Genomic DNA, 22,051 nt, shown 5'->3' with positions numbered 1-22,051 from the left:
TCGTGAGTGCGCTAACCCTGTTTCCCGCTCACGACAGCCGCACGATCGCGAACGCGCGGCCGCAAGGTGAACCCGCTCGGCTTGAGCGTCAGCGACTCGGCGATCTCGAGTTCGTACGCCGGGTCGGCCTCGAAGTCGTAGCGCTGCAGCACCATGCCCAGCGCAAGGACCGCTTCGTGCAGCGCGAACTGGCGGCCGATGCAAGCGCGGTCGCCCGTCCCGAACGGCTTGTACGCCTGCGCCGGCCGCTTCTTCACCGCGGCGGGCTCGAAGCGGTCCGGGTCGAACCTTTCCGGGTCCGGCCCCCAGGCCGCGGGATCGCGGTGGACCAGGGGCAGCGGCACGATCACCCAGTCACCCTCGCGCATCCGGTACTTCCCGCCGAGCACGACGTCTTCGCGCGCTTCGCGGGAGTAGCCGGGCGCGGTGGGCCAGAGCCGCATCGCCTCGTCGAGCACGCGACGCACGTAACGCAGCTTCGCGACGTCTCCGAAGGCAGGCTCGCGGTCACCCCACACCGCGTCGACCTCGGCGCGGGCCTTCGCCAGCAGCTCGGGGTGGCGTGTCAGGTAGTACAACGCGAACGACAGCGCCCCGGACGTCGTCTCGTGGCCGGCGACGACGAACGTGATCGCCTGGTTGCGGATGTTCACCGGGTCCAGCCGCTCCCCCGTCGCCGGGTGCCCCTCGGTGAGCATCAGGCCGAGCAGGTCGCGGCTCTCCTCGCCGCCGCGCCGCCGCTCGGTGATGACCTCGTCGACCAGGTCCGTCATCACCGCGATGTCGGCCTGGTTCTGCGCCGGCGTCCCGGCGAACGCGCGCCGGGCGAACGGCAGCTTGACGTTCTGCAGCTGCGCGTACCGCAGCGCCCGGGTCATCGCCGTCACGAACGGGTGCGGTTCGGTGCGCTCGAACGAGCCGAAGCGGTAGCCGAAGCCGGCCCGCCCGATCGTCTCCAGGGTCAGCCGGGTCATGTCGGCGGCGACGTCGACCGGCCCGCTCGCCGCGTCCCAGGCCGCGACGAGCTCACGCGCGACGTCCACCATGATCGGGTGGTAGCGCCGCATGGCCTCGGCGGAGAACGCCGGCTGCAGGATGTCGTGCGCCAGCCGCCAGTTCGGCTCGTGGGTGTGCGCGGTGAACAGGCCGTCGCCGGCGAGCGCGCGCAGGTTCTCGACGCCCAGTCCGACGTGCTTGCCGAACTTCGTCTCGTCGTTCAGCTGGGTGACCAGGTCGACGCCGGAGACGAAGACGATCTCGAAGCCGAAGATCTTGCGGGTGAAGATCGGCCCGAGCCGCTTGCCGAGCCGCACGGTGTCCTGCAGCGGCGTGCGGGGGTTCGCCCCGATCAGGTCGCCGATCACCGGCAGACGGCCCGGCCGGTGCGGAATCCCGGTGGTGTCCACGGCTGCTCCCTATTGAACCCGAATCCAATAGAGTTACCATCCCGCGCTACTGAACCCGTGTCAAGTAAGCTCGGGAGATGCGGACGAGGCTGAGCACCGAACAGCGGCGCGAGCAGCTCCTGGCGATCGGCGCCGGGTTGTTCGCGAAACGGCCGTACGACGAGGTGTGGATCGAAGAGGTCGCCGAGATCGCGCAGGTCTCGCGCGGCCTGCTCTACCACTACTTCCCCACCAAAAAGGACTTCTTCGCTTCGATCGTCCGCGCGCAACGCGACCAGCTGCTGGAGATGAGCGCGCCCGACCCGGAGCTGCCGGTGGTGGAGCAGCTCCGGGTCGGGCTCGACGCCTATCTCGAGTTCGCGCGCACGCACCCGGACGGCTATCGGATCGTGCACCGCGCCGCGAGTGGCGCCGACCGCGAGATCCAGGAGATCCGCGAGGCCGGGATGGCCGCGAACGCCGAGCGGATCGTGGCCGCGCTGAGTGCGCTGACCACCGTCACCGAGACGACCCGGGTGGCCGTCCGCGGCTGGCTGACGTTCGTCGCCACGGTGATCCTCGACTGGCTGGACCAGCCGAAGATCACCCAGGATGAGCTGCGCGACCTCTGCGTCCGGACGCTGTTCGCGGCGGTGGACGTCACCCCGTGACGGCCGGGGACGCGGCGTCCCCGGGCCGCGGATACTTTTCCGCTGACCGCTACGCCCCGCCCAGCAGCTTCCGGATCTCCGTCACCGCGGCACGTCCGGCCCGGTTGGCCCCGACCGTGCTCGCCGACGGCCCGTACCCCACCAGGTGCAGCCGCGGCTCGAGCACGACCCGCGTGCCGTCCATCCGGATCCCGCCGCCCGCTTCACGGATGCGCAGCGGCGCGAGGTGGTCGATCGCGGCGCGGAAGCCGGTCGCCCAGAGGATCACGTCGGCGTCGAACCGCGAGCCGTCCGCCCACTCGACGCCGGACGGCACGATCCGGGAGAACATCGGCCCGCGGTCGAGGATCCCGGCGGCGCGCGCGGCCCGCACCTCCGGCGTCACCGCCAGGTCGGTCACGCTCACGACGCTCTCGGGCGGCAGCCCGGCACGCACCCGCTCATCGACCTTCGCGACGACTTCGCGTCCCCAGTTCTCGTTGAAGGGCTCGTCGCGCCAGACGGGCGGCCGCCGCGTGACCCAGGCGGTCGCGCGGGCGAGCGGGGCGAACTCCATCAGCAGCTGAACGGCCGACGCCCCGCCGCCGACCACGACCACCCGCCGGCCGCGGAAGTCCTCGGGCCCGGTGTAGTCGGCGGTGTGGAGTTGGCGACCGGCGAAGGTTTCCTGCCCGGGGTAATGCGGCCAGAACGGCCGGTCCCAGGTCCCGGTGGCACTGATGACGGCCCGCGCGGCCCAGGACTCGGCGGGGCTCGACACCACGAGCCGCTCACCCTCCCGCGTCACCGACTGGACGTCGACGGGCCTGAGCACAGGAAGGTCGTAGACGCTTTCGAAGCGCGCGAAGTACTCCGAAACCACTTCGGACGCCGGCCGCGTCACGTCCGGGGTGCCGAACGCCATGCCCGGCAGGTCGTGGATGCCGTGCACCTTGCCGAGCACCAGGGACGGCCACCGGTACTGCCACGCGCCCCCGGCGCGCTTCCCGTGGTCGAGCACGGCGAAGCCGGTCCGGTTGGCGAACCCGGCCCGCCGCAGGTGGTACGCCGCGGACAGGCCCGCTTGGCCGGCCCCGATCACCACCACGTCCGTCTCGTGATCCGCGCCGCTCATACCGGGTTCAACGGCCGGTCAGGCCGGCTATTTCGCGCCGTTCGTCACACGGCGACGCGGTTGCGGCCGGCCTCCTTGGCCCGGTAGAGCGCCGCGTCGGCGGAGCGGAGGACGTCGTCGAGCGTCGGCCCGGCGTCGGGGTGGCGCGCGACGCCGATCGACACCGAGAGGCCGTTGACCCGGACCGTGCCGCCACCCGTCGAGATCACGACGTTCAGCTCTCCCACCGCCACCCGCACCCGTTCGGCGATGGCGAGCACGTCGGCGCGGCCGATGCCGGGCAGCAGCACGACGAACTCCTCACCGCCGAACCGGCCGACCGTGTCGCCTTGGCGCACCGAACCGGAAATCGCCACCGCGACGGCCGCCAGCACGTCGTCGCCGGTCAGGTGACCGTAGGTGTCGTTGATCCGCTTGAAGTGGTCGAGGTCGATCATCAGCACCGCGAAGTCGCCGACGGCCCCACGCCGGTGCGCGCGGGCGTGTTCGCGCACCGCCGACTCGTGCCAGCCGGCGGTGTTGAGCAGCCCGGTCTTCTCGTCGGTGACGGCGGCGACCTGCAGCTGTTGTTTCAGCAGGAGGTAGCGGTGCAGCAGCAGCAACGGCGCGACGACGAACACCACCAGCACCGGCTGCGCGACCAGCGCCAGCGCGGCGAGCCCGCCGAGGCAGAGGGTCGCCAGCTCGAAAGCGTTGTCCTCCCAGGTGCCCATCAGGTCGGCCGCCGAGCGCTGGCTGGTGTAGAGGTAGATCCCGGCGGCCACCAGGCCGACGTTCACCAGTTCGAACACCGCGGCGGCCAGGCAGAGCGCGATCAGCCCGCGCGACGTATCCAACGGCGTCCCGTGCAACCCGGACACCGCGAGAACGGACGAAGCGGCGAAGCAGGAGAGCATCGCCCATGCCGTGCTGGCGACGAAGCGGTGCGCGGGCCGCGTACGAACATGACGCCACACTCGTACCCACAGGTGCGTGTAGAGCACGAGAGCCAGCAGGGCGACCCAAGCCGGCGGGAGCAGGACGACGCCGGCGAGGTACCAGACCGACGTGACGTTGATGTGCGTCTGCCCGCTCATCCACCGGCGCAGCCGCTCGATGCGGCGGGACATTTCGGCCTGGGCCACGCCGAGGCCGACCAGCGCGGCGAACCAGACCGGCCGCACCGGGCCGCCGAACCCGGTGACCAGCGCGGCCCCGGTCGCCACGACGGCGACCAGCTCACAGCTGAGCGCGTAGGTGATCCAGCGGACCTTCGCCCCGCCCCACATTCCCCACCGCGCGGGCCAGCCCGGCCAGGTCGAAAGCGCTTCCCGGCGCACGGCGGCCTGGGCTCTCAAGAGCCGAGGCTCCGGCAGTGACGGACCGGCATCGTGACGTACCCCTCGCGCGAAGTTCGGCCGACCAGGTAGCCCAGCGTAGCCGTTCCGACGAGCCGCGTCGCCGGTCCAAAGGATTTGCGGGCAACACACCTGGCCCAGCTCACCACCCACCGAACCGGCGGCACGACACCCGAGCAACCACGAGCACTCCCGCCGGAGCCCGGGTTACTTGCGCAGCGCGCGGACGATCGCCACCAGACCGGCCACCGCGGCGATCGCGACCAGCACCGGCAGCGCCCGCTTCAGCACCGACTGCCCCGCGTAGTCGAGCAGGTCGATCGCCTCCGTCTCCGGGGCCGCCGGGACGCTGCGAAGCTGGGGGCGGTCCGTGGGCGTCGACGCGGCCTTCGGCTCCGTGTCGATCTCCGGGGTCGTCGGGACCGCCTGGACCGCCGGTTCCGGCTTGGCCGCCGGCTCGACCGGAGCCGAAGCCGCGGCCGGGGCTGCGGCCGGCGCCGCGGCCGAAGAGGACTCCTGTTCCGGGCCCAGTTTGCCCGACAGGCACCCCGCGAACGTGTCGAGGATCTTGCCGCCCACCTCGCTGATCAGGCCGCGGCCGAACTGGGCCGGCTTGCCCGTGATCGCCAGGTCGGTCGCGACCGCGCCGCGCGTCCCGGACTCCGTCTCCGTCAAGGTCAATGTCACCGTCGCGGCCGCCGTGCCCGCTCCGCGCGCGTCCTTGCCCGAGGCCTTGATCGTCACCTTGTGCGCGGCGTCGTCCTTCTCGACGAACTCGCCGTTTCCCTTGTACAGCAGGGAAATCGGCCCGAGCTTGACCTTCACCGTGCCACTGAAACGATCTCCCTCGACCTTGGTCAGCGTGGCTCCGGGCATGCACGGCGCGACGCGCTCGGGGTCGACGACCGCCTGCCAGACCTCGCCGATCGGAGCCGGGACGGTGAATTCGTGGTCGAGCCGCACGGGCCGACCTCCTTCCTGCCAGTCCTGAGGTGTCCGGTGCCCACCCTAGCCGCCGCCGGAGCGGCGGCCAGGTGGACGAACTCCGAAGGTCAGGCGCCGGCCGCCGCCGCGATCGCGCGGCCCGTCAGCACCTGGGCCAGGTGACGGCGGTATTCGACGTCGGCGTTGCTGTCGACCGGCGGATTCGTGCCTTCCGCCGCATGAGAAGCCGCCGCGGCGATCGAGTCCGCCGAGGCCCGCACCCCGACCAGCGCCGCTTCGACGCCCGAGGCGCGGACCGGGGTCGAACCCATGTTGGTCAGCGCGACCCTGGCCTCTTCGATGACGCCGGCCTCGGTGCGGACGGTGACCGCGACCGCGACCATCGACCACGCCTGGGCGACCCGGTTGAACTTCTCGTAGTGCGCCCGCCACCCGGTGTGCTTCGGCACGCGGACCTCGACCAGCAGCTCGTCCGGGGCCAGCGCCGTGGTGAACAGGTCCTGGAAGAACTCCGCGGCCGGCACCGTCCGGCGCCCCGAAGGCCCGGCGATCACCAGCGTCGCCTCCAGCGCGAGCACCGGCGCCAGCAGGTCCCCGGCCGGGTCGGCGTGGGCGATCGCGCCGCCGAACGTGCCGCGGTGGCGGATCTGCGGGTCGGCGACCGTGTCGGTCGCCTCCTTGAGCAGCGCCGCGTGCTCGGCGACCAGCGCGTCGCGCTGGACGTCGTAGTGCGTGGTCATCGAACCGATCACCAGCGCGTCGCCGTCCTCGCGCACGCCGCGCAGTTCCGCGACGCGCCCGAGGTCGATCAGCGTCGTCGGCGTGGCCAGCCGCATCCGCAGCACCGGCAGCAGGCTCTGCCCGCCGGCCAGCACCTTGGCGTCCTCGCCCGCCGACGCCAGCGCCTGTACCGCCTCGTCCACTGTGGACGGGCGGACGTAGTCGAAGGGAGCCGGGATCACTGCGCACCTCCGGTGGCGTCGATGGAGCCGAGCCCGCCACCGGCTTCGCCGCGGCCGGGGCCGCCCGCGTCGGTGGTGCCGTGCTGGATGGCGTGCCACACCCGCATGGGTGTCAACGGCATCTCGATGTCGTCGACGCCGAAGTGCCGCACGGCGTCGATCACCGCGTTGACCACCGCCGGGGTGGACGCGATGGTGCCCGCCTCGCCGACGCCCTTGGCGCCGAGCGGGTTCGTCGTCGACGGCGTTTCCGTGCGGTCGGTGGTGAACGACGGCAGGTCGGCCGCCGACGGCAGCAGGTAGTCGGCGAACGTGCCGGTGGTGAGCGTGCCGCTCTCGTCGTGCTCGGTGCCCTCGAACAGCGCCTGCGCGATGCCCTGCGCGAGCCCGCCGTGCACCTGGCCCTCGACGATCAGCGGGTTCACCGCGACCCCGACGTCGTCGACGCAGACGTACGAGCGCAGCTTGATCCGGCCGGTCTCGGTGTCCACCTCGGCGGCGCACAGGTGCGTGCCGTGCGGGAACGAGAAGTTCTCCGGGTCGAACGTCGCGTCCGAGTCGAGCGACGGCTCGACGCCGTCGGGCAGGTTGTGCGCGAAGAACGTCGCGAGCGCGACGTCGCCCATGGTCGTCGACGTGTCGGTGCCCTTCACGGTGAACTTGCCGCCGGCGAACTCGAGGTCGTCCTCGGCGCATTCGAGCAGGTGCGCCGCGATGGGCTTCGCCTTCGCGACCACCTTCTCGGCCGCCTTGATGACGGCGATCCCGCCGACCACCAGCGACCGCGAGCCGTAGGTGTCCAGGCCCTTGTGCGAGGACTGCGTGTCGCCGTGCAGGACCTCGACGTCCTCGAACGCGACGCCCAGCTGGTCGGCGACGATCTGGCTCCACGCCGTCTCGTGCCCCTGGCCGTGCGCGGACGCGCCGGTCGTGACCTCGACCTTGCCGGTGGGCAGCATCCGGATCGACGCGTACTCCCAGCCGCCGGCGCCGAAGTCCAGCGAGCCGAGCACCCGCGACGGGGCGATCCCGCACATCTCGGTGAACGTCGAGATGCCGATGCCGAGCTGCACCTTGTCGTTCGAGGCGCGGCGTTTCTCCTGTTCGGCACGGAGGCCGTCGTAGTTGAAGAGCTGCTTGGCCTTCGCGGTCGCGGCTTCGTAGTTGCCGGAGTCGTAGGTGAGCCCGCACACCGTGGTGAACGGGAACTCCTCGTGCTTGATCCAGTTCTTCTCGCGCAGGTCCATCGGGTCCATGCCGAGCTCGACCGCGAGCTCGTCCATGATCCGCTCGACCGCGAACGTCGCCTCCGGCCGGCCGGCGCCGCGGTAGGCGTCGGTCAGCGTGGTCGTCGTGTACACGTTGGTGCACGCGAAGTGGTACGCCGGGAACTTGTAGATCGCGTTGAACATGAACGCGCCGAGGATCGGCACGCCGGGGCCGACCAGGCCGTTGTACGCGCCGAGGTTGGCGAGCAGCTCGACCTTGAGGCCGGTCACCCGGCCGTCGCGGGTCGCGGAGATGGTGATGTCCTGGATCTGGTCGCGGCCGTGGTGCGCGGCGAGCATCGTCTCCGACCGCGACTCGTTCCACTTGACCGGCTTGCCGAGCTTCCGCGCGACCAGCAGCGACATCATCTCTTCCGGCAGGACGCCGATCTTGCCGCCGAAGCCGCCGCCGACGTCCGGGGCGATCACGCGCAGCTTGTGCTCGGGGATGCCGAGCGTCAGCGCCGACATCACCCGCAGGATGTGCGGGATCTGCGTGGCCGACCACATCGTGATCTGCGTGCTGGTCGGGTCGACGACGCAGGCGCGCGGCTCCATGAAGGCCGGAATCAGCCGCTGCTGGCGGAAGCGGCGCTTGACGACGACCTCGGCCGAGCTGATCGCGTCCTCGACGTCGCCGCCGGTGCCGGCTTCGGCGGAGTCGAACTTCCAGACCGCGCTCGTGTTGGTGCCGAGGTCCTCGTGGACCAGCGGCGCGCCGTCGGCGATGGCGGCTTCCAGGTCGAGCACGACCGGGAGCTCGTCGTACTCGACGTCGATCTCTTCGAGCGCGTCGTGCGCTTCGGCCGAAGACCGCGCGACGACGACCGCGACGCCCTCACCGGCGAAGTTGACCTGGTCGGCGGCGAGGATCGGACGGCGCGGCGCCTTCATGTCCGGGGTGATCGGCCACGCGCAGGGCATGCCGATGGAGCTGTCCGGATCGAGGTCCCTGGCGGTGAAGACGGCGACCACGCCGGACGCGCTCTTCGCCGCCGACGTGTCGATCGAGACGATCTTGGCGTGCGCGTACGGGCTGCGCAGGATCGCCATGTGCAGCAGGCCCGGCAGCGTGAGGTTGTCGGTCCACCGGGTGCGGCCGGTGATCAGCCGCTCGTCCTCCTTGCGGCGCCGGGACTTCCCGACTTCCGGCTCGATCGTGGCGGTCATCAGTCACCACCCACGCCGACGTGCTTGTTCTCGGCGATCCGCTCGGCTTCGGGCCCGGCGCCGGGACTCATGTGGCGCGCGGCGTCGCGGACCGCGCGGACGATGTTCTGGTAGCCGGTGCAGCGGCAGAGGTTGCCTTCGAGACCTTCGCGGACGGCCTGCTCGTCCGGGTCCGGGTTGTCGGCCAGCAGGTCGATCGACTGCATGATCATCCCCGGCGTGCAGAACCCGCACTGCAGCGCGTGGTTGTCGTGGAACGCCTGCTGGACGGGGTGCAGCTTGCCGTCGCGGGCGAGGCCTTCGACGGTGGTGACCTCGCAGCCGTCGGCCTGCACGGCCAGTACGGAGCAGGACTTTACGCTGTGCCCGTCCAGGTGGACGGTGCAGGCGCCGCAGTTGCTGGTGTCGCAGCCGACGACGGTGCCGACCTTGCCGAGCCGCTCTCGCAGGTGGTGCACGAGCAACGTGCGGGGTTCGACTTCGTCGGTGTACTTCGTCCCGTCGACGGTGACGGTGATGCGCATCAGGCCTCCAAAAGCCGGTTCGGAAACGGCCCGCCCGACAGTGATCGGGCTCACAGTCCCCGAGACTGCTACGCGACCTTCGAGCGGACAAGACCTGATGTCACACGTTCAACTACCCGTTCCGCAGATGCGCGGGAAAGATCGATATCGGTCCGAATGTGCGGAGAACCGGATGGGTGATCTTTTGTGGGCCGGCCGGACCAGTCAGCCGTGGATGCGCCCCGAAAGCTCGGCGAGCCGCTGTCCCCCGCCGCCCCACCGCAGGGCGATGATCTCCGCCGCGATGGAGACCGCCGTTTCCTCCGGCGTCCGCGCACCCAGGTCGAGGCCGATCGGCGAGGACAGCCGCGCCAGCTCGGCCTCGGTGATCCCGGCCTCGCGCAGGCGGGCGAACCGGTCGTCGTGCGTCTTGCGGGAGCCCATCGCGCCGACGTAACCGACGTCCAGCCGCAGCGCGACCTCCAGCAGCGGCACGTCGAACTTGGGATCGTGGGTCAGCACCGCGATCGCCGTCCGCTGGTCGACGCGGCCCGCGTCGGCCTCCGCCTTCAGGTAGCGGTGCGGCCAGTCGACGACGACCTCGTGTGCGTCCGGGAAGCGGCTGGCGGTGGCGAACACGGGCCGCGCGTCGCACACCGTGACCTGGTAACCGAGGTAGGCGCCCATGCGCGCCATGGCGGCCGCGAAGTCGATCGCGCCGAAGACCATCAGCCGGGGCGGCGGCTCGAAGGAGTTGACGAACACCGCCATCCCCTCGCCGCGGCGCTGCCCGTCCGGGCCGTAGTGCAGGGTGCCGGTGCGGCCGCTGGCCAGCAGGCCGCGCGCGTCGTCGGCCACCGCGTCGTCCATCCGCGACGACCCGAGCGAGCCCGCGGTGCGGTCCGGCCAGACGACCATGTGCTCGCCGACCAGACCTTCGCGCTCGTGCTCGATGATCGTGACGACCGCGACCGGCTCGCCGCCCCGCACGGACGCGACGACGTCGCCGAGCTCCGGCATCGACTCGCGGTCGACGTGCTCGACGTAGATGTCGATGATCCCGCCACAGGTCAGGCCGACCGCGAACGCGTCGTCGTCGGAGACGCCGTAGCGCTGCAGCACCGGCTTGCGCTCGGTGACGACCTGCTGCGCCAGCTCGTAGACCGCGCCTTCGACGCAGCCACCGGACACACTGCCGGCGACCGTGCCGTCCGGGGCGACGACCATCGCGGCGCCGGGCGCGCGCGGCGCCGAGGAGAAGGTGGCGACCACGGTGCCGAGCCCGACCGTCTCCCCCGCCGACCAGCGGCGGAACACGTCGTCCAGTACGTCACGCATCGGAAATCTCCCCGAGCAGTCGTTCCAAGGTGGCCAGGGTGTGCCCGGCCAGCAGCCGGTCGATGTGGGGCAGCGCGGCCACGATGCCGGATTGGACCGGAGCGTAGCCCGCACGGCCGGCGTGCGGATTCACCCAGAATACGGCGTGCGCGAGCCGGCGCAGCCGGGCGAGCTGCTCGCCGAGCAGGCCGGTGTCGCCGCGCTCCCAGCCGTCGGAGAACACCGTGACCACGGCGCGGCGCGCCAGCCCGCGCTGCCCCCAGCGGTCGAGGAACGCCCGCAGCGTCTCGCCGAGCCGGGTGCCGCCGGCGAAGTCCGGCACCGCCGAGCCGGCCGCGAGCATCGCGCGTTCCGGGTCGCGCTGGCGCAGCTGGCGTGACACCCGGGTCAGCCGCGTGCCGAGCGTGAACACCTCGACGGACTGCGGCGCGGACCGCGTCAAGACGTGGGCGAAGCGCAGCAGGGCGTCCGCGTACGGGCTCATCGAGCCCGAGACGTCGATGAGCAGCACCACCCGCCGCTCCCGCGAACCGCGGCGGACGTGCGCGAGCCGGACCGGTTCCCCGCCACTGGCGAGCATTGCCCGTAGCGTGCGCGACGGATCGAGCCGGCCGCGCCGCGACGGCGTCCGCCGGGAAGCCGGCCTTCGTGGTGGCTTGGGACGGAGAGCGGCGAGCAGCGCGCGGAGGTGTTCGCGTTCCGCGGTGGTCAGCTCGGCGAGGTCGCGGTGGCGCAGCACCTCCTGGGCGCTCGCGGCGACCTTGAGCTGGTCCGGGCCTTCGCCGCCTTCGGCGTCCCCGCCCTCGGCGTCCACGAGCGGCGCGATCCGCGCCTGCTTCGGCGCCGCGGACTTCACTCGCCGCGGAGCGGGCGGCTCGGTCGAGAACCACTGGCTGAACGCCTCCTCGTAGCACGGGAGGTCGTCGGGGCTCGAGCACAGCGTCAGCCGGCCCGCCCAGTACAGCCGCGCGGGCTCGGCGACGTCGATCTCGGCGACGGCCGCCAGATACGCCTGCACGCGGTGCGCGTCGCAGGCGACACCGGCTTCGCGCAGCGCGGCGGCGAACCCGGCATAGCCGGCGACCGGATCGGCGGTGGTCATGCTTCCATTGTGCGCCGGTTTCGGTGGGGGGTGCTGGGTGTCCCGGCGAGGAGTCGAACCTCGGACCTCGGCGTTCGTAGCGCCGCGCTCTGTCCAGCTGAGCTACCGGGACGGGGCGGCCTGCGCGCACGCCCCTCCCCGGACGGGCGCAGACCGCGCTCTTCGCCGCGGCCGGCCCAAGGTAGCGGCGGGCGGGCGCGAAGAGCTTTCAGGAAGAATTTCAGCGAACGGCACGGGAGATCGTGCCGCATCGGTTCCGGTGTCCGGTCACGATCTCCTCCTCTCGGTGGGTTTGCCTGCTGTGCTGGGAAAAGCATGCCGGAGTCCGGGCCAGGGAGCAACGGAATTACCGCCGGACGACGAGGCGCCCGCCCCGAAGTCCGTTGTGGACTTCCGAGGCGGGCGCTCCGGGGCCGGCTCCGGTCAGGAAACCTTCATTCCAGGCTGGATGTTCGCGCAGCCGCGCAGGCCCGCGGTCTTGTTCAGCTCCAGGATCGGCGGCAGCGTCTTCCGCGCGTACGCCTGGAGTTCCGCGAGCTTCGCGGGGTCGACCAGGTCGCGCCGGACGTGATAGCTGACCCAGTTGCGCGAGTCGACGGTCGTGTCGCCGGTGGGCCGGTTGAGGAAGATCGTCGCGTAGTCCTGGTCGAACCGCGGGTCCCGGTCGAACTGCAGCGTCGTGACCCACGAGCCGATGAACGTGATCATCTCCGGCTTGGCCTGGGTGAACACGTAGTCGCGCAGGCCCGCCATGTCGGCGCGGTGCAGGTAGTCGGCGATCGGCTTGTCGCCGAGGCCGGCCAGGTCGAGCACCCGGATGCGGCTGCCCAGCGACGTCCCACCGAGGTCGATGAGGCCGACCTGGGCGGTGGCGGGCAGCTTCAGGATGTCCGCGAAGCCGTTGATGGCCTGGGCGTCGCGCTCGGCCACGATGCAGAACGCGGTCTTGACCTTGGCGCGGTAGGTGGTGCCCTGGGTGTAGAGGCCGCTCACCGAGCTGACCAGCGCCACCACGAGCAGGCAGGCCAGCGTGATCCGGCCGCGCGGCCGGGCCGAGGACAACGCCTCGACGATCACGATCGCGGCGCCGAACGCGCCGAGTGTCCACACCGGCGTGGCGAACCGCAGCTGCCCCATCCAGTCGTCCTCGAGCACGATGTAGGCGACCACGGTGAGCCCGAACGGCACCAGCAACGCGATCAGGCCGGTGCGCAGCCGCGACGGCCGGACCAGCAGCATGACCAGGCACGCGACCGCCACCGCGACGACCAGCCAGCCTACGTAGGAGACGATGTCGCCGGGCCGGGCGAGATCGTCGAGCGTCGGCGGTTCCTGCCCCTTCGCGACGGCGGTGTTGGGCACCAGCCTGCCGAATTCGAACCAGCGGAACACCACATAAGCGCCGTACGGCACGGCGAACGCGGCGACGGAGACGACGACGGCGCGGATGCTGCGGCCGAGCAGTTCCCGCTTGAGGAACACCGCGACCACGATCGGGTAGGCGCCGGCGTAGATGATCCCGTCCGGCCGGGTCAGTGCGGCGGCCGTGGCGATCAGCCCGGTCCCGATGGCGACCTGGTGGCTCAGCAGCTTCCCGCTCTGCACCGCGCGCAGGACGAGCACCGCGAGCGCGGCGACCGTCAGCGCGTAGAACGAGTTCTCCAGCCCCGAGAAGCACCAGATCACGAAGGACGGGATCGCGGCGAGGCCGGCCCCGGCGACGAAGGTGACCAGGGCCGGACGGCGGGTGAGCGTTTTCGCGCCGACGTGGAACAGGACGAGGACGGCGGCGCAGCAGGCCAGCGCGAGCCCCTTCGGGAAGAGGATCTGGTCGGAGATCCCGAAGAGCGTGCCGTGGTCGAACAGGCCGACGAGCTTGCCAAGGGCGAGCAGGATCATCCAGGTCGGGTTGGAGTACCCCTCGACCGGCGCGGCGCCGGGCTGGAGCACCGGCCCGAAGCCGTCGGCGACATTGCGCGAGTAGGCGAAGGTGATGGCCGCGTCGTCGATCATCCAGTAGCCGTAGAACGACGCGTGCGCGGCGATCAGCGCGGTGCCGCCGAGCACCGCGGCCACGGCGGCCAGCCCGGCCTTCCAGCTTCGCCGGGCGGTCTCAGTCCCGGCAGCGCCGGGCCGATCCGGCTCCGCCAGTGGTCTTGCCTCGGTCGATTCCGCCAAGCTCATCCGCAGGTCCTCCCACGCCTTCGGTCGCCCCGGAACCGGCCGTCAAGCGAACAGCGCGTCGAGTTTCGCCCTGACCCGGTCGAGGTCTTCGCTGTATTTCAGGACCGCGCCGAGCGTCCGCGCCGCCGATGCCGCGTCCAGCTCGTCACGCTGCAGAGTCAGCAGGGCTCTCGCCCAATCGAGTGACTCAGCTACCCCTGGTGGTTTAAGCAGGTCCATTTCCCGGAGCCGATGCACTGCTTCAGCGACCTGCCGAGCCAGGAGTTCACCTATTCGAGGGATCCTACGGCGCAGGATCATGACCTCCCGAAGCAGGTCCGGGTGTTCGAGCCAGTGGTAGAGGCAGCGGCGCTTGAGGGCGTCGTGCACCTCGCGGGTCCGGTTGGAGGTCAGCACCACCAGCGGCGGCCGCGCCGCGCGGACCTCGCCGTATTCGGGGATGGTCACGGCGTACTCGTCGAGCAGCTGGAGCAGGAAGGCTTCGAACTCGTCGTCGGCGCGGTCGATCTCGTCGATCAGCAGCACGCAGGGTGCGTCGATCAGGGCCCGCAGCAGCGGCCGGGCCAGCAGGAACCGTTCGGTGTAGAGCGAACGCTCGGCGGTCTCGACGTCGACGCGCCCGTCTCCGGCCGCTTCGAGGGCTCGCAAGTGCAGGAGCTGGCGCGGGAAGTCCCATTCGTAGAGGGCCTGGGCGGCGTCGATGCCCTCGTGGCACTGGAGGCGGATCAACGGCAGGCCGAGCGCGGTGGCCAGCGCGATCGCGAGCGAGGTCTTGCCGGTGCCGGGTTCGCCTTCGCAGAACAGCGGACGGCCCATGCGGAGGGCGAGGAACCCGGCGGTGGCGAGCCCGTCGTCGGCGAGGTAACCGGTCGCGTCGAGCGCGGCGGCAAGTTCTTCAGGCGAGGCGAGCGAGTCCGTCACGGTGTCGATCGTAGGCGGCTCCGGGGCCGCGCGCGCTGGGTCAAGGGGCCGGCAGGTCGGCTTGGCGATCGACGTCCCGGCCGCTGCCGAGATCGCCGCACTCGACGAGGCGGAGGTCGGCGCGGGTGGCCAGCCAGTCCCGGGCTCCGCGGTCGCCCCGGGCGGTCTCGGCGATTTCCGGCCACCAGCGGCGGCCGAGCAGGACCGGGTGGCCGGGAACGCCGTCGTAGGCCGCGCGGGCGACGGTCTCGGTGGTCGCGTGCGCGGCTACCCGGGCGAGGATCTCGGGGCCGACCCAGGGCAGGTCGACGAGGTGCACGAGCGCGGCGACCGGTCCTTCGGTGTTCTCGAGCGCGGCCAGGCCTGCCCTGAGCGAGGCGCCCATGCCGGTGGCCCAGTCCTCGGCCGGCACGGCTTGGGCGGGATCGGGCAGGAGCGCGCTCACATCCTCGGCGGCGGCACCGACGACGACGCGGATCGGGGCGCAGCCCGCCTCGGTGAGGATTCGCAGGGCGCGGAGCACGAGGGGTTCACCGCCGATCTCGGCGAGGGCTTTGGGGCCACCGAACCGACGACCGGCCCCGGCGGCCAGGAGAAGCCCGGCGACCGCCGGTGGGCGGTCAGCCATCGGCGCCATCCGGGGCATCGATCGCTCGGGCGGTTTCGTGCGGCCGCGCCCGCCCAGCCACGAACACGGCCCGGCGAACCGGCTCGATTCGCGGCCGCTGGTCAGCCACTGGGACAGCAGCAGTTCCGAACGGCACCGTCACCTCGGACGCCATAACACCTTCCGCCCGGTCAGCCATGGGCGCGGCTCGGGGCGCCGGCCGCCAGGTCGGCTTCGATCGCGCGGGCCGTCTGCAGGAGCGGGGGGACCAGGTCGCGCTCCACCGACTCCGCCGTCGTCCGGCTCGCGTGGGTGGACAGGTTGACCGCCGCCACCACGCGGCCCCTGCGGTCGTGGATCGGGGCCGCCACCGAGCGGAGGCCTTCCTCCAGCTCCTGGTCCACCATCGCCCAGCCGTGGGCCGTGACCTTGGCCAGCTCGGCTCGCAGGCGGTCGGGGGCGGTGACCGTGCGGTCGGTCAGGCGGTCCAGCCTGGCCACCACGAAGTACGCCTCCAGCTCCGCTTTGCTGAGCCCCGCCAGCAGGACGTGCCCCATCGACGTCGCGTACGCCGGGAAGCGGGTGCCCACGTTGATGCTCACCGTCATGATGCGCGAAACCGCCACCCGCGCCACGTAGACGATGTCCGTGCCCTCCAGCACGGAGACCGAACTCGACTCGTGCACGCCGGCGGACAGGTGTTCCAGGTGCGGCTGCGCCACCTCGGGCAGCGTCATGCTCGACAGGTACGCATAGCCCAGCTCCAGCACCCGGGCCGTCAGCGAGAAGTACTTGCCGTCGGTGCGGACGTAGCCGAGGTCGGTCAGCGTCAGCAGGAACCGCCGCGCCGCCGCGCGGGTGAGGCCGGTCGCGCGGGCGACGTCGCTCAGGGTCAGCTCCGCCGCGCCGGCGTGGAAGGCCTTGATCACGGCCAGCCCACGCTCCAGCGACTGCACGTGGTGGGCGCCCCGGTGCGCCGGCTCGCCGTCCAACTCGGCTTCGATGGGCCTCCCCGCGTCCATGCCCGGCACCTTATCCGGCGTCGCCCGGGCGGGCGCTCGGCTCGCCGAGTTCCGCGAGGGTGCGCTGCGCGACGGCGAACGCCGCGTTCGCCGCCGGCGCCCCGGCGTAGACCGCCGTGTGCAGCAGGACCTCGCTGATCTCCGCCGCCGTGAGGCCGTTGCGGACCGCCGCCCGGACGTGCATCGCCAGCTCGTCGTGCGCCTGTAGCGCGGTCAGCGCCGCCAGGGTGACGCAGCTGCGGGTCCGGCGGTCCAGGCCGTCGCGGGCCCACACCGAACCCCACGCGCCTTCGGTGATGTAGTCCTGGAAGGGACGGCTGAAGTCCGTGGTGCCCGCGACCGCGCGGTCGACGTGCTCGTCGCCGAGCACTTCGCGCCGCACCTTCATGCCCTGCTCGTGGCGGTCCGTCACGTTCGCTCCAAGTGGTCCAGGATCAGCCGGGTGAACTCCTCCGGCCGTTCGTAGTTGCCCAGGTGCGCGGCGTCCGCCACGACCTCCAGCCGCGCGCCGGGAATGCTCTCGGCGATCGGGCGGGCGTGGTCCTCCGGCGGTGTAGCCGGGTCTTCGGCGCCGGCGATGACCAGCGTCGGCGCGCTGATCTTCGGCAACGCGTCCAGCTGGTCCATCCGCTCGATGAGCTCGCAGCACGCCGCGTACCCCTCGGCCGGGGCCGCGGCGATCATCGCCCGCAGGAACTCCGCCACGTCCGGGCGGCTCTTCGCGTACGGCTCCGTCAGCCACCGGCCGACCCCGGCTTCCGCGATCGACGCCGTGCCTTCCGCGCGGACCTTGCGGGCGCGCTCCGCCCACATCGACGGCGGTCCCAGCTTGGCCGACGTGCAGCACAGCACCAGGCTCGCGATCCGGTCCGGGGCGTGCACGCCGAGCCACATGCCGGTCATCCCGCCGAGCGACAGGCCGACCAGGTGGGCGCGCTCGACCCCGAGGTCGTCGAGCAGGGCCACGAAGTCGGCGCCGAGGTCGTCCAGGCCGTAGGGCGGGGGCGGCACCGGCGATCCACCGTGGCCGCGGGCGTCGTAGCGCACCACCCGGTAACCCCGCGCGACCAGCGGCGCGACCTGGGGCTCCCACATCCGGAGGTCACTGCCGAGCGAGCCGGCGAAGACCACGACCGGCCCGTCGCCGGGTCCGTCGACGACCCGGTGCACCCGGACGGCGCCCACGCGCCCACCTCCGTTCACAGCGCGAAGAAGACGGTCTCGCCGTCGCCCTGGAGGCGCACGTCGAAGCGGTAACCGTCGCCGGTCTTCGCCGCGATCAGCGTGCCGCGGCGCTCCTCCGGGACCGTCGCCAGGACCGGGTCCGCGGAGTTGTCCTGGTCCTCGAAGTAGATCCGCGTGACGACCCGGTTGAGCAGGCCGCGCGCGAACACCGACACGTCGATGTGCCGGGCCTGCGTGGTGCCGCCCCCGCCGGGCAGCACGCCCGGGAGCAAGGTGAAGATCCCGTAGACGCCGTCGGCGGTGGTCGGGCAGCGGCCGAAACCGCGGAACTCGCCGGACGCCTCGCCCCGCGGGTCGTCGGGGTGGCGGAACCCGCCGTCCGGGTCGGCCTGCCAGGTTTCGATCATGGCGTCCGGGACCGGATCACCGTTGCCGTCACGCACGGTGCCGCGGATCCAGAACGCGCCGGGCGTGCCCTCGGGCACGACGTACGGGCCGTCCGGCCAGGGCAGCCCGATCGAGAGGTACGGGCCGACGGTCTGCGAAGGGGTGGGCAACAGCCTGGTCATCAGTCTTCGTCCTCTTCCTCTTCGAACACCGACGCGTCGCGCCCGCGCAGCACGATGTCGAACTGGAACCCCAGCGCCCACTCGGCCTGCGTGATCTCGTGGTCGTACCGCGAGACCATCCGCTGCCGGGCCTTCTCGTCCGGGATCGAGTTGAAGATCGGGTCCTGGGAGAACAGCGGGTCGTCCGGGAAGTACATCTGGGTGACCAGCCGCTGCGTGAACGCCGAGCCGAACACCGAGAAGTGGATGTGCGCGGGGCGCCAGGCGTTGTCGTGGTTCTTCCACGGGTACGCGCCGGGCTTGATGGTGGTGAAGGTGTAGCGGCCGTCGCTGTCGGTCAGGGTGCGCCCGACGCCGTCGAAGTGGGGGTCGAGCGGGGAAGGCCAGCGGTCGCCGGTGTGCCGGTAGCGGCCGCCCGCGTTCGCCTGCCAGATCTCGACGAGCGAGTCCCGCACCGGGCGGCCGTCGCCGTCGAGCAGCCGCCCGGTGACGATGATCCGCTGCCCCTGCGGCTCTTCCGCGTGCTGGCGGGTGAGGTCGTTGTCGTGCTCGCCGAGGCGGCCCGGCCCGAGCAGCGGGCCGGTGACCTCGGTCAGCATCTGCGGGAGCAGCACCAGCGGCTGCTTCGGGTACCGAAGCGCCGTGGAGCGGTAGCCGGGCGAGTCGAGTGGGGGGTGCGTGCCGTCGGGCTCCTGCCCGTAGCGCGGCAGCCTGAGTTCGGTCGGAGTAGCCATAACGCCTCCTTTCTCCTGAAACCTGTGCGTGTTCGACAACCCGAACGAACGGATCCGGACCACACGCGGGGGTCCGGGGGCTTGCCCCCCGGCGGGGGTCTGGGGGCTCGGCCCCCAGAAGACACGACGAGCGACGACGGCGTGTGCTTTCCACGCGCACACTCCTCCCACTCGCGAGGCTTCTCCCTTACCGGCCTTCGAGAACGACGGCCAGGCCCTGGCCGACGCCGATGCAGATGGCGGCGAGTCCCCAGCCACCGCCGCGGCGGTGCAGGTCGTGCGCCAGGGTGCCGAGGATCCGGCCACCGGACGCGCCGAGCGGGTGGCCGATGGCGATCGCGCCGCCGTGGGTGTTGACGATCTCCGGGTCGAGCGTCTTCCAGTCGCGCAGGCACGCCAGCGACTGCGCGGCGAACGCTTCGTTGAGCTCCACCGCGGCCAGGTCGTCCCAGCCGATGCCGGCGCGCTCCAGCGCGATCTCCGCCGCGCGCACCGGGCCGATGCCGAACACGTCGGGATCGACGCCCGCCGCGCCGCGACCGGCGATCCGCGCGAGCGGGGTCGCGTCGAGACGGTTCGCGGCGGCTTCGTCGCCGAGCAGCAGCGCCGAGGCGCCATCGTTGAGCGGGGAGGCGTTGCCCGCGGTCACGGTGCCGTTTTCCTTGCGGAAGACGGGCTTCAGCTTGGCGAGCTTCTCGGGGCTGGAGTCCGGGCGGATGCCTTCGTCGCGGGCCAGGTCCACGCCCTCGACCGGGACGACCATGTCGTCGTAGAAGCCTTCGTCCCACGCCTTGGCGGCGTTGACGTGGCTGCGCGCGGCGAAGGCGTCCTGCTCGTCACGGCCGATGCCGTAGCGCTCGGCGAGCTGCTCGGTGGACTCGCCGAGGGAGACGGTCCACTGCTCCGGCATGGCCGGGTTGACCATGCGCCAGCCGAGCGCGGTGTTGTACAGGGTCTGGTTCCCCGCCGGGAACGCCTTCTCCGGCTTGGGCATGACGAGCGGTGAGCGGGTCATCGACTCGACGCCGCCGGCGACGACCAGGGAGGCGTCGCCGACCTGGATCGCCCGGCTGGCCTGCATCACCGCGTCGAGGCCCGAGCCGCAGAGGCGGTTGACGGTGCTGCCGGGCACGCTCGTCGGCCAGCCGGCGAGCAGGGCGGCCATGCGGGCGACGTTGCGGTTGTCCTCGCCCGCGCCGTTCGCGTCGCCGAGGGTCACTTCGTCCACTGTGGATGGATCGAGGTCGTTCCGCCGTTGCAAGGCGCGAAGGACTCCGGCGGCGAGGTCGTCCGGACGGACGCCGGCCAGCGCGCCGCCGTAACGGCCGAACGGGGTACGGATCGCGTCGAGGACGTAGACGTCGGTCATGCGCTCGCCTTCTCGAGGTCTCGCAGGAGAGTCAGCTCCTGCTCCGTGGGGGCCGGGGTGGTCTTGAGGTCGTCCGACACCTTCAGTTTCCACCCGGTCGCCCGGACGGCCTGATCCAGCTCCACACCCGGGTGGAGCTCCGTGAGCGTGAGCTCGGCCGTCTCCGGATCGGGGCGCAGCAGGCCCAGATCGGTCACCACCAGGGTCGGGCCTTTGCCGGGCAGCCCCAGCCGCTCCCGATCCCCCTTGCCTGCGCCGTGGCCGAACGACGTCACGAAGTCGACCTTCTCGACGAAAGCGCGGGCGCTCTGACGCAGCACGACGAACACCTCGCCGCAGGAGGCCGCGATTTCCGGGGCGCCGCCCGCGCCCGGCAGCCGGACCTTCGGGTCGCGGTAGTCCGAGCCGATCACCGTCGTGTTGATGTTGCCGAACTTGTCCAGCTGGGCGGCGCCGAGGAAGCCGACGTCGATGCGGCCCGGCTGGAGCCAGTAGTTGAACACCTCGGGGACGCTGACCACGGCGTCGGCGGTGTCGGCCAGTTCGCCGTCACCGATGGACAGCGGGAGGCGGGACGGCTTCGCGCCCAGGCAGCCGGATTCGTAGATCAGCGTCAGGTTCGGGGCGTGCGCGCGGCGGGCGAGGTTCGCCGCCTTGCTCGGCAGGCCGATGCCGACGAAGCAGGACATGCCGTCGCCGAGCGCGCGGGCCGCCGCGACGCTCATCATCTCGTCGGCGGTGTAGCCGGTGTTCATGCCTTCACCCCGGTCAGCTCGTTCAGCCACTTCGTGAACCCCTCGCGGTCGCGGCCCACCTCGTCCCACGCCTGGTAGGCCGCGTTGTCGCGCTCGTAGTAGCCGGCCGCGTACGACGGCTTCGCGCCGCCCGGGACCTCGGCCACCGCGGTGACCACCCAGGCCGGGAGCACGACCGCGCCCGGACGCGGCGCCAGCTCGTCGACGACTTCCTCCACCGTCACCAGAGAGCGCTTCGCCGCCAGCACCGCTTCCTTCTGGACGCCGGTGATGCCCCACATCTGGACGTTGCCGGCCCGGTCGGCGCGCTGCGCGTGGACGATCGTCACGTCCGGGTTCAGCGCCGGGACCGCGGTGAGCCGCTCGCCGGTGAACGGGCAGGTGATCGGCTTGATCGTCGCCGTCTGCGCCGGGAGGTCCGTGCCCGTGTAGCCGCGCAGCACCGCGAAGGGCAGCCCGGACGCGCCGGCGACGTACCGGTTCGCCATGCCGGCGTGGCTGTGTTCCTCGATCTCCAGTGGCACCGGCCAGTCGTGCTGGACCGCGTCGCGGAAGCGGTGCAGCGAGCCGACGCCCGGGTTCCCGCCCCACGAGAAGATCAGCTTGCGCGCGCAGCCCGCGCCGATCAGCTGGTCGTACACGATGTCCGGGGTCATCCGGACCAGCGTGAGGCCACGGCGCCGCTGCCGGATGATCTCCTGCCCGGCCGCGACCGGGATGAGGTGCGTGAAGCCCTCGAGCGCGACGGTGTCGCCGTCACGCACCAGCCGGGCCACGGCCTCCTCCAGCGACAGCAGCTCCGCCATCACACGCTCCCCACTTGTTCGCATCACGCACACTCGTTCTGAAACCGAACATAGCATGACGCGCAGGCCGCCGACCAGACGTCTTCCACCCAATGGATGACGGA

At 71.7% G+C, this 22,051-nt stretch carries 21 protein-coding genes and 1 tRNA gene; 1 reads left to right on the top strand and 21 read right to left on the bottom strand.

What is annotated here, in order from left to right; genetic code table 11:
- Positions 1-11: 11 nt before the first annotated feature.
- Positions 12-1,406 carry a cytochrome P450 gene (locus AB0M82_RS33800; RefSeq protein WP_364730762.1) on the bottom strand — a complete coding sequence of 465 codons (1,395 nt, stop codon included), beginning with the start codon at positions 1,404-1,406 and terminating at the stop codon, positions 12-14.
- Positions 1,407-1,483: 77 nt separating this feature from the next.
- Between AB0M82_RS33800 and AB0M82_RS33795 the strand changes: the two genes are divergently transcribed.
- The gene (locus AB0M82_RS33795; RefSeq protein ID WP_364730760.1) at positions 1,484-2,056 is read left to right on the top strand and encodes a TetR/AcrR family transcriptional regulator; all 573 of its coding nucleotides are present in this window, start codon (positions 1,484-1,486) and stop codon (positions 2,054-2,056) included.
- 49 nt (positions 2,057-2,105) lie between these two features.
- On the opposite strand, the gene AB0M82_RS33790 is transcribed toward AB0M82_RS33795, so the two are convergent.
- From AB0M82_RS33790 to AB0M82_RS33695, 20 genes are all read right to left on the bottom strand, one after another.
- Complete coding sequence (locus tag AB0M82_RS33790) at positions 2,106-3,170, bottom strand: NAD(P)-binding domain-containing protein (protein ID WP_364730758.1); 1,065 nt, start codon at positions 3,168-3,170, stop codon at positions 2,106-2,108.
- 44 nt (positions 3,171-3,214) lie between these two features.
- On the bottom strand, positions 3,215-4,438 hold the full coding sequence (locus tag AB0M82_RS33785) for a GGDEF domain-containing protein (RefSeq protein WP_364730815.1): 1,224 nt from the start codon (positions 4,436-4,438) through the stop codon (positions 3,215-3,217).
- A gap of 276 nt (positions 4,439-4,714) precedes the next feature.
- Entirely contained in the window at positions 4,715-5,470 is a 756-nt protein-coding gene (locus tag AB0M82_RS33780) for an SRPBCC family protein (RefSeq protein WP_364730755.1), read from the bottom strand.
- Positions 5,471-5,559: 89 nt separating this feature from the next.
- The gene (locus AB0M82_RS33775; RefSeq protein WP_364730753.1) at positions 5,560-6,414 is read right to left on the bottom strand and encodes a xanthine dehydrogenase family protein subunit M; all 855 of its coding nucleotides are present in this window, start codon (positions 6,412-6,414) and stop codon (positions 5,560-5,562) included.
- On the bottom strand, positions 6,411-8,852 hold the full coding sequence (locus AB0M82_RS33770) for a molybdopterin cofactor-binding domain-containing protein (protein ID WP_364730750.1): 2,442 nt from the start codon (positions 8,850-8,852) through the stop codon (positions 6,411-6,413). Before AB0M82_RS33770 ends, AB0M82_RS33775 begins: the two co-directional genes overlap by 4 nt.
- Positions 8,852-9,376 (bottom strand): (2Fe-2S)-binding protein, encoded by a 525-nt coding sequence (locus AB0M82_RS33765; protein WP_364730747.1) that lies wholly within the window; start codon positions 9,374-9,376, stop codon positions 8,852-8,854. Before AB0M82_RS33765 ends, AB0M82_RS33770 begins: the two co-directional genes overlap by 1 nt.
- A 204-nt stretch (positions 9,377-9,580) precedes the next feature.
- Positions 9,581-10,693, bottom strand: a complete 1,113-nt coding sequence (locus tag AB0M82_RS33760; RefSeq protein WP_364730744.1) for an XdhC/CoxI family protein — start codon at positions 10,691-10,693, stop codon at positions 9,581-9,583.
- Positions 10,686-11,795 carry a VWA domain-containing protein gene (locus tag AB0M82_RS33755; protein WP_364730742.1) on the bottom strand — a complete coding sequence of 370 codons (1,110 nt, stop codon included), beginning with the start codon at positions 11,793-11,795 and terminating at the stop codon, positions 10,686-10,688. The genes AB0M82_RS33760 and AB0M82_RS33755 overlap by 8 nt, the downstream gene beginning before the upstream one ends.
- A gap of 38 nt (positions 11,796-11,833) precedes the next feature.
- A tRNA-Arg gene (locus AB0M82_RS33750) sits at positions 11,834-11,907 on the bottom strand.
- 311 nt (positions 11,908-12,218) lie between these two features.
- Complete coding sequence (locus AB0M82_RS33745; RefSeq protein WP_364730740.1) at positions 12,219-13,979, bottom strand: hypothetical protein; 1,761 nt, start codon at positions 13,977-13,979, stop codon at positions 12,219-12,221.
- A gap of 42 nt (positions 13,980-14,021) precedes the next feature.
- Complete coding sequence (locus tag AB0M82_RS33740) at positions 14,022-14,900, bottom strand: MoxR family ATPase (RefSeq protein ID WP_364730737.1); 879 nt, start codon at positions 14,898-14,900, stop codon at positions 14,022-14,024.
- 40 nt (positions 14,901-14,940) lie between these two features.
- Complete coding sequence (locus AB0M82_RS33735) at positions 14,941-15,528, bottom strand: nucleotidyltransferase family protein (protein WP_364730736.1); 588 nt, start codon at positions 15,526-15,528, stop codon at positions 14,941-14,943.
- 170 nt (positions 15,529-15,698) lie between these two features.
- On the bottom strand, positions 15,699-16,529 hold the full coding sequence (locus tag AB0M82_RS33730) for an IclR family transcriptional regulator C-terminal domain-containing protein (protein ID WP_364730733.1): 831 nt from the start codon (positions 16,527-16,529) through the stop codon (positions 15,699-15,701).
- Positions 16,530-16,539: 10 nt separating this feature from the next.
- Positions 16,540-16,941 (bottom strand): 4-carboxymuconolactone decarboxylase, encoded by a 402-nt coding sequence (pcaC, locus tag AB0M82_RS33725; protein WP_364730731.1) that lies wholly within the window; start codon positions 16,939-16,941, stop codon positions 16,540-16,542.
- Complete coding sequence (gene pcaD / locus AB0M82_RS33720) at positions 16,938-17,714, bottom strand: 3-oxoadipate enol-lactonase (protein WP_364730728.1); 777 nt, start codon at positions 17,712-17,714, stop codon at positions 16,938-16,940. Before pcaD ends, pcaC begins: the two co-directional genes overlap by 4 nt.
- 14 nt (positions 17,715-17,728) lie before the next feature.
- Positions 17,729-18,283 (bottom strand): protocatechuate 3,4-dioxygenase subunit alpha, encoded by a 555-nt coding sequence (pcaG, locus tag AB0M82_RS33715; protein WP_364730725.1) that lies wholly within the window; start codon positions 18,281-18,283, stop codon positions 17,729-17,731.
- Complete coding sequence (gene pcaH / locus AB0M82_RS33710; RefSeq protein WP_364730722.1) at positions 18,283-19,017, bottom strand: protocatechuate 3,4-dioxygenase subunit beta; 735 nt, start codon at positions 19,015-19,017, stop codon at positions 18,283-18,285. Before pcaH ends, pcaG begins: the two co-directional genes overlap by 1 nt.
- A 187-nt stretch (positions 19,018-19,204) precedes the next feature.
- Positions 19,205-20,386, bottom strand: coding sequence for a thiolase family protein (locus tag AB0M82_RS33705; RefSeq protein ID WP_364730719.1), 1,182 nt, complete (start codon positions 20,384-20,386; stop codon positions 19,205-19,207).
- On the bottom strand, positions 20,383-21,141 hold the full coding sequence (locus tag AB0M82_RS33700; protein ID WP_364730716.1) for a CoA-transferase subunit beta: 759 nt from the start codon (positions 21,139-21,141) through the stop codon (positions 20,383-20,385). Before AB0M82_RS33700 ends, AB0M82_RS33705 begins: the two co-directional genes overlap by 4 nt.
- Positions 21,138-21,947, bottom strand: coding sequence for a CoA-transferase (locus tag AB0M82_RS33695; RefSeq protein WP_364730713.1), 810 nt, complete (start codon positions 21,945-21,947; stop codon positions 21,138-21,140). Before AB0M82_RS33695 ends, AB0M82_RS33700 begins: the two co-directional genes overlap by 4 nt.
- Positions 21,948-22,051: the final 104 nt, after the last annotated feature.

This window comes from Amycolatopsis sp. NPDC051128, from assembly GCF_040682715.1.
Classification (GTDB): domain Bacteria; phylum Actinomycetota; class Actinomycetes; order Mycobacteriales; family Pseudonocardiaceae; genus Amycolatopsis.
The sequence above is the reverse complement of the archived record's forward strand: the minus strand, read 5'-3'. Positions and strand labels throughout refer to the sequence as shown.